The organism is Foetidibacter luteolus (assembly GCF_009650435.1).
GTDB classification, from domain to species: domain Bacteria; phylum Bacteroidota; class Bacteroidia; order Chitinophagales; family Chitinophagaceae; genus Foetidibacter; species Foetidibacter luteolus.
This window is the reverse complement of the sequence record NZ_VVIP01000078.1, coordinates 15,339-28,270: the sequence shown is the minus strand read 5'-3', so window position 1 is coordinate 28,270 and position 12,932 is coordinate 15,339. Positions and strand designations below refer to the sequence as shown.

Here is a 12,932-nt window from a genome sequence, read left to right as displayed (position 1 = left end):
GTTAACCGTGGCACAAAACTATATGCAGAAAAAGCTGTGCGTAAGTAAATGAGACAAGGGTAAAAAATAGTGAGATAAAAGTAAGAAATGCGGCAAAGCCTTTTGGGTACCGGCGTCCGGTTTTTCATGGCGGCCCAGTTGCGTCGCAATCCTTTCATCGGCTGGTTTTTCATGGCAGCTTTTCAGACCCGGGTAGATTATCTCAACCGGAATTTTGACTGGTGTACCTGGTTAAACCGGGTGGTTATAAGGGGCTGAAAAGCCGCCCATTGAACTGAACGATGAACGTAGTGCGACGCAACAGCCGATGCCACAGGGCACTTCAGTTTGCCACCTAAACAGTTGTGCAGCAACAAAAAGTGGTTTACTCTGTAAAAATCCGTTTTAACGGTATTGATGGTACCGGCGATACGATGAGGGGAAATTTTTCTACCGTAACAAAACTGGGGTCAAGGCCAAAACCGCGTTCTTCGCTCAGGCTAATGTCTTTCACCCAGAAATAGAGTTTCATAATCACCTTCTCTACAAATGGTAACTCATTGTCGTTGGAAAGGTATTTTTCCATAACAATAAACTGGAAGTCGCCCACTACATTGTTTTTTTCCAGGCTTTCATAGCGGCTGGTAATGTTTACTTCTTTATTGTTTACGAGTTCTTCCACCACTTTTCGGAACATGAGGTTTATTTTTTGTTCTACCCTAAAGCCCAGTCGGAATTCTACCCGTATAATGTCGTTGGGTATAATGTGGTCAACAATAAACTCGCAGGTATAAGGGTCGTCCAGCACATCCACGTGTACAAACCAGTATATATCTGCCCGTTTGGGTTTTTTGTTTAAAATGGAATAAATGATTTTGTGTTCTATTTCCTTCGGGTTGTTGGCGCTGGTCATGTACACCAGGTGGGTGGCATACTTGGGCACGGTTTTATCGTTGCTTAGTTCCTGTATCATGGGCAGGTAGTGTTCCAGCCGCACAAATTCTACATAGCGGTTTTTTATTCTACGGCTGCGGAACCACACATACATAATTACGAACATGATGCCGCCCACAACAAAGGTGGCGAAACCGCCATGGGGAAACTTTTGAATATTTGCTACCAGGAAGGCGATTTCCACAACCATATATATAATAAGGAAAAGGTAAATCCAGTACGAGGGAACGCGCCTTCGCACCATATAATTGGCAAAGAGGATGGTGGTGGTTATCATGGTGACGACGATAGCAAGGCCGTAAGCCGCCTCCATTTTTGATGATTCCCTGAAATAAAGAATTACGCTGGCGCAACCCACAAAGAGTATGGTGTTAATGGAGGGGATAAATATCTGGCCCTTTTCTTCAGATGGGTAATTGAGCTTCATCTTAGGCCACAGGTTAAGCCGCAGCGCCTCGGCAACCAGTGTAAACGAACCTGATATCATGGCCTGGCTGGCAATAACGGCGGCGGTAGTAGCTATTACTACACCCAGTATTACAAACCATTGGGGCATAAGGTCAAAAAAAGCATTGATGCCTTCGGCTTCTTTGGTGGCTGCATCAATTGTCATGCCTGTGCGGTGGGCCAGCAGGTAAGCACCCTGGCCAAAATAGTTAAGCAGCAGGCAGGCTTTTACAAAAATCCACGATACCCTTATATTACCGCGGCCACAATGGCCAAGGTCTGAATAAAGCGCCTCGGCGCCCGTTGTACAGAGGAATACGGCGCCAAGCAACCAGAAGCCACCGGGATACTGTATTAAAAACTGTATGGCATAATGTGGGCTTAACGCCTTAATGATAGAGAAATCATCTGAAATATGCACTATGCCCAATATTGCCAGCATAGAAAACCACAGGAACATTATGGGTCCGAAAAGTTTACCTATGGATGAAGTGCCAAACTGCTGCAAAAAGAAGAATGCTACCAATATGCACAAGACAATAACTACAATTGTGTTTTGCGGAAGATGGTGCAGCGCCTTTAATTCCCGTAAACCTTCTATGGCAGAAGTAATGGAAATAGGAGGGGTAATAATACCGTCTGCCAGCAAGGCAGCCCCACCCAGCATAGCAGGTATTACCAGCCATTTTTTGTGCCGCCGTACAAGGGCGTACAGGGCAAACGTGCCGCCTTCCCCTTTGTTGTCAGCCCTTAGTACAAGCCATACGTATTTAAGGGTTGTTTGTAAGGTTATCGTCCAGATAATGCAGGAAAGGCTGCCTATGATAAGTGTTTCGGTAATGGTTCTTTCGAAAATAATGGCGTTAAACACGTAGAGCGGGGAGGTGCCTATGTCGCCGTAGATAATTCCTAATGCAATAACTAACCCTGCAACGGAAACTTTGTCAAGCTGCTTACTCACGAAATAAAAATTAAGTCCGGAATCAAAAATCTTAACAAATGTATAGTTTAATACAATGTTAGCGTTTAAAAATAGGACGCAACTATTTGCGTTTTAATTTCGTAGTATATGCTGTAGCTTTAAGTTTACTTTACAAAATTATAAATACGCTTAAACTTACATTTGTTAGCGAAATTAAGGTTAACTATGATGAAACGAATGTTACTGTCTGCTGCTTTGTCCATATGTTTTATCGCCTGGGGTGGTGCACAAAAAATTACCTACTCCGCACCCGATAAAGATGATACCCGCCAACTGAATTTTGATGTAATAGGCAAAATGAACGACAGGTTCCTGGTGTATAAAAATACCCGGAACAAATACAGCATCTCTATGCTGGACAATGACATGAAGCTTATTGGCAAACAGGAGCTTGCTTTTTTGCCAGACCGTGTTTTGGGGGTGGAGTTCCTGGCTTACCGCGATTACTTCTATCTCTTTTTTCAATACCAGTACCGTAACAATGTTATTGGGGCCTATGCCAAAATGAATGGTGAAGCCAAGCTGTTGGCAGACCCTGTTGTGCTGGATACCACCAATATCAACTATTCATCCAACAACAAGATCTATACTTTTTTAAACAGCGATGACAAGAAAAAAATATTCGTGTTTAAAATAAACAGCAAGGAAGAGAAAGACTACGAGGTAACCACTTTTGTTTTTGATCAGGAAATGCAACTGCTGAAAAAAAGCAGCCTGCATGTGCCCATGCCCGAAAAAAGTATGTTCCTGAATGAATTTGCTGTGGATAATGATGGTGATATTGTTTTTTTAAGGCCAGCGGGTTCTAACCAAAAAGACAATATCAACAAGATAACCCTATTTTACAAGCCATTGATGGAAGATACACTTGCATCGTATGATTTAACACTGTCCAAAATTTTCCTTGACGACCTGCGCCTTAAAATTGACAACATTAATAAAAATTACCTTATCGCTTCTTTCTTCAGTAAAGGTAAACGGGGCAATATAGACGGGCTGTATGCTACATTGTGGAATAAGGTAAGCCGTACAGAAAAAGCTACCGGCAATGCTTTTTTTAATGAAGAGCTGCGTGCAGAAGCCAGGAGTGAGGGTAACCTGAAAACCGCGTTTAACGATTACTTTCTGCAAAACATTGTTATGCGTAAGGATGGGGGTTTTTTCATAGCTTCAGAAGCGGCGTACACTTCTTCCCGCGGCGGCATGTACAACCGCTGGGATTATATGTATGGGTCACCATTTTACAGCCCCATGAGTTCTTATTACTATTACAGCCCATTCTATAGTTATTACTATCCCTGGGGCCGCTGGAACAGTTTTAACAACCAGATAAACCGTTACTTCGCTGATAATATCGCCATCCTGTCCTTCGACTCAACCACTAAACTGGAATGGGGCAATGTTATCCGCAAATCCCAGTTTGATGATAATACAGACAACTTTATCGGCTACACCACTTATAACGCCGGCAGCGAAGTGCACTTCATCTATAACGAGGCTTCCAAACGTACCATGCTGCTCAACGATCAAAGCATAGATGCGCAAGGCAAAATAACCCGTAACCCCACTTTCCGCAACCTGGATAAGGGCTACGATTTTATGCCGCGTTATGCTAAGCAGGTGGCCGCCCGTACTTTATTGGTTCCGTGCCAGTACAGGAATTATATTTGCTTTGCAAAAATCGAGTTTTAATCCTCTTCATTTGTTTGGTTCAATATCCGCAGGGCGCCGTGCCCGGTTTAAATGGATGCGCCGGACAACTGGATAGTTAATGCAAAGCAGGTGGTATCAATCTTTAGAGACAATTCAGCGGCAAACGTATTTTGGCTTACCGCGTTCAGTATTTTATTACATGCCCATTTTTTTACAGAACCGCCTGTTGTATTGGCGGTACCAGGCGAAGGATTTATAGCGGATATCCTTGCAAAATATTTTGCGGGCATGCCGCCGTTGGCGCTGGCGGTATTTTACCATGCCACGGTCATTATACAGGCATTAAGGCTTAACTACATACTAAACGAAGTGAAGATGGTAAATAAGCCGGCCTTTACCGCCGCCCTGGCTTATGTATTGTTTACCGCTCTGTTTAAAGAATGGAACCAGTTTACGCCTGCACTTATTACCAACAGTTTCCTGATATGGCTGATTTACAGGATAGCCCGGTTATACAACTCCCCTAATCCTAAAACGCTTATTTATAATATTGGCTTAATAACCGGTATAGCTATAGCCGGTTACTACCCAGCCTTACCGCTTATACTGGTGGTTTATTTTTCCCTGGCCATATTGCGGCCATTTCATGCCAACGAATGGTTTTTGCTGCTCATGGGTATAATAACACCATTTTACTTTTTGGCTGCATGGCTGTTTGTTAACGATAACATTACCGTGCTGCTGCATTATATACCGCGGTGGCAGCCGCATGTTATCAAGGTGGGTAATGCCGTATCGTTCTACGCATCCTATGGCGTACTTTGTTTTTGTGTTATTGCAGGGCTTGTAGTGTGGCAAAACAACAATGGCCGCATGCTTATACAGGCACGCAAGGCCTGGGCTGTGTTACTGGTAATGCTGCTGTTGCTGGTACCCATGGTTTTTTTGGTAAAAGATATGTCCACCGCCGCGTGGCTAATGGCGCTGGTGCCTGCCGCTGCATTCACTTCCAATTTTTTCCTATACCCCCGCAGTGCCCTGGTGCCGGCAATTTTTGTTTGGATAACCATTGGCCTGGTAGTGTACAATAACTGGTTTGCGGCGGCTAAATAGACATGATATCTTTACATCGTACATTTTACATCTTACATCAAACATACCCCATTACCCCATCCCGTCGTGTTTTTCCAATTTTTCCCAAGGGCCTGTAGTTAGTTTTGTGCAAACAAAAATTAAAACAATGAGTGAAGTAAAAATTCCACAAGGCCACAATGCGGTTATGCCTTACCTGATTTTAAACAATGCAGAAGGCTTTCTCGCCTTTGCACAAAAAGTTTTTGGCGCAAAAGAAATTTATAAAAAGTTGAGGGATGACTCCCCAACCATTATGCATGCGGAAATAAATATCAGCGGCAGTGCTATCATGTTTGGAGATTGTAACGACCAGTGGCCGCCCCAGAACGCCGGCCTTTTTGTTTATGTGGCCGACGCTGATGCCACTTTTGCGGCGGCGCTGGAAGCCGGTGCTGAAGAAATTATGCCAGTAAGCAACCAAGGCTATGGTCGTAGTGGCGGTGTAAAAGACCCACACGGCAATACCTGGTGGATAACTTCTGTAGTATAGTGTAGCACAGTTAAGCAAATACCTGCAAGCTGTAGGCTGGTCATGTTCTTATAAAATTCTAACCTGTTAACTTGCTGTTTTTCAGAAAAATAGTTCTAATTTAAAGTATGATTGCTGGCATACTCAAAGAACCAGGGTCAGACAGCAGGGTATCCATGTTACCGGAACAGGTTGAATCGTTAGCAAAGTTAAATGTGCAGACAGGGGTAGAGCAATCAGCCGGTATACGTGCCTTTGCGTTTGATGAAGCATACATGCTTAAGAACGCTGTTATACACCCACGCCACGCCATTTTACAAACAGCGGATATCCTTCTTTCCATCAACCCGCTTTCTGCTGATGATATCCAGCTCGTTCGTTCCGGTACCGTATTGCTGGGTATTTTCCAGCCATTGTTCAATCCTCAGTTAATGCAGCAATGGGCGTTGCGGAATGTTACCGTATTTAGTATTGATATGGCGCCCCGCACCACCCGTGCCCAAAGCATGGATGTGTTAAGCAGCCAGGCCAATATTGCGGGTTACAAGGCCGTGCTGTTGGCGGCATCAATGTACCCGCGTTACTTTCCCATGTTTATGACGGCTGCAGGCAGTATTGCCCCCGCGAAAGTGTTGATACTCGGCGCCGGGGTGGCCGGGCTGCAGGCGGTGGCTACGGCACGCAGGTTGGGTGCTGTTGTTGAAGTATTTGATACAAGGCCTGCGGTTAAAGAAGAAGTAATGAGCCTGGGCGCCAAGTTTATCGAGGTGGAAGGTGCTGCCGACGCTACCGCCGCCGGTGGTTACGCGGTAGAACAAACCGATGATTACAAGCAAAAGCAGCAAAACAAAATTGCGCAGTCCATCGCCAAGGCGGATGTAGTAATTACCACTGCCCAAATTCCGGGAAAACCTGCGCCATTACTGGTTACCCAGGCCATGTTAGATGGCATGAAACCTGGCTCCATTATCATTGATCTCGCTGCTTCATCCGGCGGCAACACCGCTCTCACCAGGAACAACGAAACCGTTACATACAAAGGGGTAACCATTGTTGGCAACAGTAATCTTGCCGCCGGTATGCCTGCCGATGCAAGCAAACTGTATGGCAAAAACATCCTCAATTTTTTACAGCTTATCATTAGTAAAGAAGGTTCATTGCAGTTGAATTTTGAGGATGATATTGTAAAAGGCTGTTGTATTGCCCACAATGGGCAAGTGTTGCATGAGCGTGTAAAGGCGTTGCTGTAAATGCACATTTGCGGCAGGGTTGTAGCGTTATATTGTGATAAGATGTTGTTGGGGGTGTCCCTCGTACCTCGGGCCGGGCTTTCCGCTCATACTCCGGCACAAAAGCCGGGCTGCAATGGCTTCACCGGGGTACCCGCTGCAATCCCTCACCCGAAAGTGCAACACGCTGCTGCTCAATGTCATTAAGTTAAGCTGTCAGCCTGAGCCTGTCGAAGGCGGATTGGTGAAAAAGCGGCTTGCATAACCCGGTTTCGACAAGCTCAGCCTGACATTCGTTTCCTTAGCTTAATGACATTGCGCTGCTGCTGTCGCGGGCAGGTTTTGTAAAGCGTCGTTCAGCTTAAGGCGGGCATCGGTCTCCGGTTGCTTATATGTGTAAAAACTATTCATTATGCAAAACGTCCTCCACTGGATAAGTCAGCATGAACAGTACATCTACATTGTTGTGCTCATGATCTTTCTGGGTATAGAAGTTATTGGCCGTGTGCCCAGTGTTCTGCATACACCGCTTATGAGCGGGGCCAATGCAATACATGGCGTGGTAATTATCGGCGCTATTATCGTAATGGGCAAAGCAGAGCATGATAACTACATGGCAATTGTTCTTGGCTTTCTCGCTGTAATTCTCGGCACTCTAAACGTGGTAGGCGGTTTTGTGGTAACAGACAGGATGCTGGAAATGTTTAAGAAAAAGAAATGACCACTGATTGAAATGATTATACTGATTAAATGATGAGATTTTAAAAATTCAATATGCAATCGGAAATACTGGCCATCATTTATCTACTTGCATCTGTAACATTTATTGTAGGGTTAAAAATGCTGTCAAGCCCGGCTACAGCCCGCAAGGGAAACCTTATTGCGGCTGGCGGGATGGTTACCGCGATTGCGGGCACCATCTTTTTATACCGCGATGAAGAAGGCAATGCCTTACACAATTATGGATGGATTTTCGGAGGCCTGTTAATTGGCAGCGTCATAGGCGTGCTGGCTGCCAAAAAAGTAAAAATGACGGCCATGCCCGAAATGGTAAGCCTGTTCAATGGTATGGGTGGGGCCTGTGCAGCGCTGATTTCGATAAGCGAGTATTTAGATTGGCACCTTGTTGCACAATTTGCGTTGATTGATGAGTCTTGGCAGAGTGTTGTAGTTAGCCATAGGGCCACCCTGCTGGTTATTATTTTGGGATGTTTTATTGGATCTGTCTCATTCGCCGGTAGCGTGGTTGCATGGGGTAAATTAAAGAGTAAAATAAAAGATTACTCTTTTAAAGGACAGCACTTTCTCAACCTTGGCGTACTGCTCATAATTATGGTAGCATCGCTTTTGTTTGTATTCATAATGCCGCTAAATGCATACCTGTTCCTTTTAATTTTTGTTGCGGCACTCATCTACGGCATTCTCTTCGTTTTGCCCATCGGTGGGGCCGATATGCCGGTGGTCATATCCCTGCTTAATTCCTTTACCGGGGTAGCTGCGGCATGCGGTGGCTTTTTGTACAACAATAAAGTGATGCTTACCGGCGGCATTCTGGTAGGGGCGGCGGGTACGCTGCTTACCATTTTAATGTGCCGCGCCATGAATCGTTCCCTGCGCAATGTGCTCATTGGTTCGTTCGGCGGTACTGCTTCCGCTGCCGGTGGCCAGCAGCAGGCGGGGGGCAGTTATAAAGAAATCAATATTACAGATGCTGCCATGGTAATGGGCTATGCACATAAGATTATCGTAGTGCCTGGTTATGGCCTGGCAGTGGCCCAGGCGCAGCATGTATGCCAGGAGCTGGAAGAACTGCTGGAAGAAAAAGGGGTGGAGGTAAAGTATGCTATCCACCCTGTGGCAGGGCGTATGCCGGGGCACATGAATGTATTGCTGGCTGAAGCGGATGTGCCTTATGATAAATTATTGGAAATGGAGCAGGCCAACGAAGAATTCAAATCCGCCGATGTGGTTCTGGTACTTGGCGCCAACGACGTGGTTAATCCGGCCGCAAAGCATGATAAAACTTCACCCATTTACGGCATGCCCATCCTGGAAGTGGAAGATGCAAAACTGGTTATCGTAAACAAGCGCAGCATGAAGCCGGGTTATGCCGGCATAGAAAATGAACTGTTCTTCAAGCCCAAAACCTCTATGCTTTTTGGAGACGCGAAAGGGGTGCTTCAAAAGCTGGTAACTGAAGTAAAAAGCCTGTAAGTGTTAACTGCAAACCTTCAACGTGTGTTTTATCTTATTGGCGGTGTAAACCAGGTCGCTGCGGTCTTTGGCCATAATGGTTACATGCCCCATCTTTCTGCCGGGTTTTGTTTGTGTTTTACCGTATAAATGCACAAACACATTTTCCATTTTCAAAACCTCGTCAAGCCCTTCATATTTAGCTTCACCGGAGTAGCCTTCTGCGCCCAGCACATTAACGATAGACGAGGGCAAAATGGGGTCTGTATTGCCCAACGGGTAATCCAGTATTATGCGCCAAAGCATATCGTATTGGCTGCAATAGCTGGCTTCAATGGTATGGTGCCCGCTGTTGTGCACCCTGGGGGCTGTTTCATTTACCAGCACTTCATTTTTGTTATCTACAAAAAGCTCTATGGCAAACAAGCCTGGACTTTGCAGTTGCTTTACCAGCTTTTGTGCAATGGCTTCAGCTTTCCACAATACTTCGTCCGTTATTTCCGCCGGGCAAACCTGGAAGTCAAGCAGGTTTAACCTGGTATCAAACATCATTTCAACAGGGGGGAAGAAGGCTGTTTCGCCTTTGTTGTTCATGGCTACAATCAGTGCTATTTCTTTTTTGATGTCCACCATTTTTTCCAGAACAGATGGGGCGTCAAAACCCTTATCAATTTCGGCTTCCTTTCTTATAACCTGCACCCCTTTGCCATCATAACCGCCCTGGCCAATCTTATGCACGGCCGGCAAAAAAGAAACCTGTTCACGAAGTTCTTCCAGGTTATGTGTTACCACAAATTCGGGGGAGGGTATTCCGTTATTCTTGTAAAATTCCTTTTGTGTAACCTTGTTTTTAATAATGCGTATAGCAGATGGTCTTGGGTATACCTTAACGCCTTCCTGCTCCAGTTTTTCCAGTGCTTCCACGTTTACGGCCTCTATTTCTATAGTAAGTGCGTCTAACTGTTTGCCAAAATTGTAAACGGTGTCAAAGTCTTTTATATCGCCTTTTATGAAATGGTGGCAAAGGTGTGCCGCGGGGCAGTGTTCATCATTTTCCAGTACATAGGTTTCAACAACATAATTGGCAGCGGCTTGCAGTAACATGCGGCCCAGTTGTCCGCCTCCAAGAATTCCAACCTTCATATTAGTTAAATATGCGGCGAAGATAATTGTATAGCTAACTCGGTTGGCTAATTTTTCTAATTTTGAAGATGTATCAGCGGGCAGTTACCGTAAGGGACAGTAAAAATTACCATCCAGCTACGGAGCGGGATTGGTGCCCAACGATATTCAGATGAAAGGATTGCGACGCAAGGGACGATGCCACAGTGCACTGTCGCTGGCAGCCAAAAAAGCCATTCCACAGACATATGTAAATTAGCCCCCAGTACTTATTAAAAACCATTAGTATGGAAACATTGCATGCCGATAGAAAAAAGATGGACGCCGCTACAGATTTTTTACCCCTGCAGGGTACCGATTACGTTGAGTTTTATGTAGGCAATGCCAAACAGGCGGCGCATTATTATAAGACGGCGTTTGGATTTCAAAGCCTGGCGTATGCCGGGCCTGAAACGGGCATAAAAGATAGAGTCAGCTACGCTGTAAGACAAAACAAACTTACCATAGTACTAACCACACCCTTACGCAGTGGCAATGTCATTGCGGACCACATTTATAAACATGGCGACGCGGTAAAAATACTGGCGCTGCGTGTTGATGATGCCACCAGCGCCTGGCAGGAAACAACCCTGCGTGGTGCGCAAAGCTATCTTGAACCCCTTACTTTGAAAGATGAAGATGGAGAAGTTGTTTTAAGCGGCATACATACCTATGGAGAAACAGTGCATGTGTTTGTAGAGCGTCATCATTACAAAGGGGCGTTTATGCCAGGTTTTAGGGAATGGAAAACACCTTATTACAACCCAACGCCCACGGGATTACAGTACGTTGACCATTGTGTTGGCAACGTTGGCTGGAACCAGATGAACAAATGGGTTAAATTTTATGAAGAGGTGATGGGTTTTAGAAATATCCTTTCATTTGATGACAATGATATTTCCACCGAATATTCCGCTTTGATGAGCAAGGTAATGAGCAATGGAAATGGCTATGTTAAGTTCCCCATCAACGAGCCGGCCGAAGGCAAAAAGAAAAGCCAGGTGGAAGAATATCTTGACTTTTATAACGGCGAAGGTGTGCAGCATGTGGCCATGGCCACGAACGATATTATTCATACGGTTACTGAACTAAGAAACCGGGGTGTTGAGTTTCTTTCCATCCCAACCTCGTACTACGATGAGTTACAGGAACGAATAGGTAAGATTGATGAGGATATTGAACCGTTAAAGCAACTCGGTATTTTGGTTGACCGGGATGATGAAGGTTACCTGCTGCAGATATTTACCAAACCGGTGGAAGACAGGCCTACGCTTTTCTTTGAAATCATACAGCGGAAAGGCGCCAAAAGTTTTGGAAAGGGCAATTTCAAGGCTTTGTTTGAAGCTATAGAGCGGGAACAGGGTTTAAGGGGCAACCTTTAATGTGTAATGCACATTTGTGGAAATGGTTTCATTAACTTTTAACTGCCTAGTATTTACAGTTTATGAATTATTGAATATTTTCGGGCTCATGAAGCAGTTATTGGCAACAACCCTCATTTTAAGTATTTCTATTGCAGGTTTTTCCCAGTCGTCTTTTATAGATTTCCAGCGAACCTACCCCCGTGTGGCGCAGGCAGTACGTATTAAAGAAGACACTTTGAAAAAGCAGTTTGCCGCAGCCGGGTTACAATGGCCGGCAAAGCAAATGTATGTACGCTCTTTTAAGTACGACAGCCAGTTGGAAGTTTGGGTGCGCAATAACATTAACGAGCCTTTTAAGCTATTCAAAACATACAAGGTATGCGCTATGGCGGGCGCCCTGGGCCCCAAACGTATGGAGGGTGATTACCAGGTTCCCGAAGGCTTTTACTACATTAACCAGTTTAACCCCAAGAGCAGCTATCATTTAAGCCTGGGCCTTAACTATCCCAATGTTTCAGACAAAATTTTAAGCGATTCTGAGAAACCCGGCGGTGGTATATACATACACGGCAGTTGTGTAACCGTAGGCTGCATACCTATACAGGACCCGCAGATTGAAGAACTTTATGTGCTTGCCGCCAACGCTAAAAACAACGGCCAGGATTATATTCCCGTCCACATATTTCCCGTGCGTTTCAGCAACCCCAAAAGCATGGAATTTTTTGACAAGGCTACCAAAGATGACCAGGACATTCAAAAGTTTACGGTGCGACTGAAGGAAGTGTATGATTACTTTGAGAAAGAAAAAAAGCTGCCCCTTATTTCTATCAGTAAAACGGGCGACTATATCGTTACCAATTAAATTTTATTCCCCGCTATCATATAGTAGCAGCTATCTACCGTTTATATCGTTTAGCCAAGGATTTCCAGTCCGGGCCCCGAAATAAGCGGTATAGACTCTGTAGAAGGCGATGCATGAAAAGCAAGGAACATAAAACAGTTTCGACAAGCTTAACCTGACATTGTTTTCTAAACTGAACTTATGTTATCTACCATTTGCAGGCAAGCACATCGCCGGTGTTTTCATCCCGGTATTCTTCCATCCAGTAATGCGGGTCGCTTAATTTTTTAAAGGAGGTTTTTAAGTGATGATAAGTAGCTGTGAATGGCCGCTCTAATATAATGAGCGTAGAGGAGTTGCCGCCCCAGCCAGAAAATATCTCCGCAATTTTATTGGCAGAACGCAGTTCTGCTTCCAGTATTTTGGAAAGCTCCGTGCTGAATTTTTGCCGGCCCTCTGTAGCAGTTGTCGTGTGTTGTTTCATGCCGCAACCCTTAAGGTTATTTACACTGAATATGCTGTAAAG

General features: G+C 44.9%; 11 protein-coding genes. 8 read left to right on the top strand and 3 right to left on the bottom strand.

Going from position 1 to position 12,932, the window contains the following annotated elements; genetic code table 11:
* Window positions 1-364: 364 nt before the first annotated feature.
* A complete protein-coding gene (locus F0364_RS24250; RefSeq protein ID WP_153800407.1) occupies window positions 365-2,341 on the bottom strand; it encodes a KUP/HAK/KT family potassium transporter in 1,977 nt (658 codons plus the stop codon).
* Window positions 2,342-2,527: 186 nt separating this feature from the next.
* On the opposite strand from F0364_RS24250, the gene F0364_RS24245 reads away from it, so the two are divergent.
* The 6 genes from F0364_RS24245 (at window position 2,528) to F0364_RS24220 (ending at window position 9,061) form a co-directional block, all read left to right on the top strand.
* The gene (locus F0364_RS24245) at window positions 2,528-4,054 is read left to right on the top strand and encodes a hypothetical protein (protein WP_153800406.1); all 1,527 of its coding nucleotides are present in this window, start codon (window positions 2,528-2,530) and stop codon (window positions 4,052-4,054) included.
* A gap of 51 nt (window positions 4,055-4,105) precedes the next feature.
* On the top strand, window positions 4,106-5,128 hold the full coding sequence (locus F0364_RS24240; RefSeq protein WP_153800405.1) for a hypothetical protein: 1,023 nt from the start codon (window positions 4,106-4,108) through the stop codon (window positions 5,126-5,128).
* 127 nt (window positions 5,129-5,255) lie between these two features.
* A complete protein-coding gene (locus F0364_RS24235; protein ID WP_153800404.1) occupies window positions 5,256-5,639 on the top strand; it encodes a VOC family protein in 384 nt (127 codons plus the stop codon).
* Between the two features lie 107 nt (window positions 5,640-5,746).
* A complete protein-coding gene (locus F0364_RS24230; protein ID WP_153800403.1) occupies window positions 5,747-6,868 on the top strand; it encodes a Re/Si-specific NAD(P)(+) transhydrogenase subunit alpha in 1,122 nt (373 codons plus the stop codon).
* Between the two features lie 391 nt (window positions 6,869-7,259).
* Window positions 7,260-7,568, top strand: a complete 309-nt coding sequence (locus tag F0364_RS24225; protein WP_153800402.1) for an NAD(P) transhydrogenase subunit alpha part 2 — start codon at window positions 7,260-7,262, stop codon at window positions 7,566-7,568.
* Between the two features lie 53 nt (window positions 7,569-7,621).
* Entirely contained in the window at window positions 7,622-9,061 is a 1,440-nt protein-coding gene (locus tag F0364_RS24220; RefSeq protein ID WP_153800401.1) for an NAD(P)(+) transhydrogenase (Re/Si-specific) subunit beta, read from the top strand.
* A gap of 3 nt (window positions 9,062-9,064) precedes the next feature.
* On the opposite strand, the gene F0364_RS24215 is transcribed toward F0364_RS24220, so the two are convergent.
* Window positions 9,065-10,183: a 5-(carboxyamino)imidazole ribonucleotide synthase gene (locus tag F0364_RS24215; protein ID WP_153800400.1), complete on the bottom strand. Its 1,119-nt coding sequence runs from the start codon at window positions 10,181-10,183 to the stop codon at window positions 9,065-9,067.
* Window positions 10,184-10,449: 266 nt separating this feature from the next.
* Between F0364_RS24215 and hppD the strand changes: the two genes are divergently transcribed.
* Both hppD and F0364_RS24205 read left to right on the top strand, forming a co-directional pair.
* Window positions 10,450-11,583, top strand: a complete 1,134-nt coding sequence (gene hppD, locus F0364_RS24210; RefSeq protein ID WP_235921238.1) for a 4-hydroxyphenylpyruvate dioxygenase — start codon at window positions 10,450-10,452, stop codon at window positions 11,581-11,583.
* An 88-nt stretch (window positions 11,584-11,671) separates the two neighbouring features.
* Window positions 11,672-12,427, top strand: a complete 756-nt coding sequence (locus F0364_RS24205) for a L,D-transpeptidase family protein (protein WP_153800399.1) — start codon at window positions 11,672-11,674, stop codon at window positions 12,425-12,427.
* A gap of 187 nt (window positions 12,428-12,614) precedes the next feature.
* Here F0364_RS24205 and F0364_RS24200 read toward each other — a convergent pair whose 3' ends face one another.
* Entirely contained in the window at window positions 12,615-12,890 is a 276-nt protein-coding gene (locus tag F0364_RS24200) for a hypothetical protein (RefSeq protein WP_153800398.1), read from the bottom strand.
* Window positions 12,891-12,932 lie beyond the last annotated feature (42 nt).

Coding starts and splice junctions, on each gene's coding strand:
- F0364_RS24245 (WP_153800406.1), top strand. CDS start 2,528: ATGATGAAACGAATGTTACTGTCTGCTGCTTTGTCCATATGTTTTATC.
- F0364_RS24240 (WP_153800405.1), top strand. CDS start 4,106: ATGGATGCGCCGGACAACTGGATAGTTAATGCAAAGCAGGTGGTATCA.
- F0364_RS24235 (WP_153800404.1), top strand. CDS start 5,256: ATGAGTGAAGTAAAAATTCCACAAGGCCACAATGCGGTTATGCCTTAC.
- F0364_RS24230 (WP_153800403.1), top strand. CDS start 5,747: ATGATTGCTGGCATACTCAAAGAACCAGGGTCAGACAGCAGGGTATCC.
- F0364_RS24225 (WP_153800402.1), top strand. CDS start 7,260: ATGCAAAACGTCCTCCACTGGATAAGTCAGCATGAACAGTACATCTAC.
- F0364_RS24220 (WP_153800401.1), top strand. CDS start 7,622: ATGCAATCGGAAATACTGGCCATCATTTATCTACTTGCATCTGTAACA.
- F0364_RS24215 (WP_153800400.1), bottom strand. CDS start 10,183: ATGAAGGTTGGAATTCTTGGAGGCGGACAACTGGGCCGCATGTTACTG.
- hppD (WP_235921238.1), top strand. CDS start 10,450: ATGGAAACATTGCATGCCGATAGAAAAAAGATGGACGCCGCTACAGAT.
- F0364_RS24205 (WP_153800399.1), top strand. CDS start 11,672: ATGAAGCAGTTATTGGCAACAACCCTCATTTTAAGTATTTCTATTGCA.
- F0364_RS24200 (WP_153800398.1), bottom strand. CDS start 12,890: ATGAAACAACACACGACAACTGCTACAGAGGGCCGGCAAAAATTCAGC.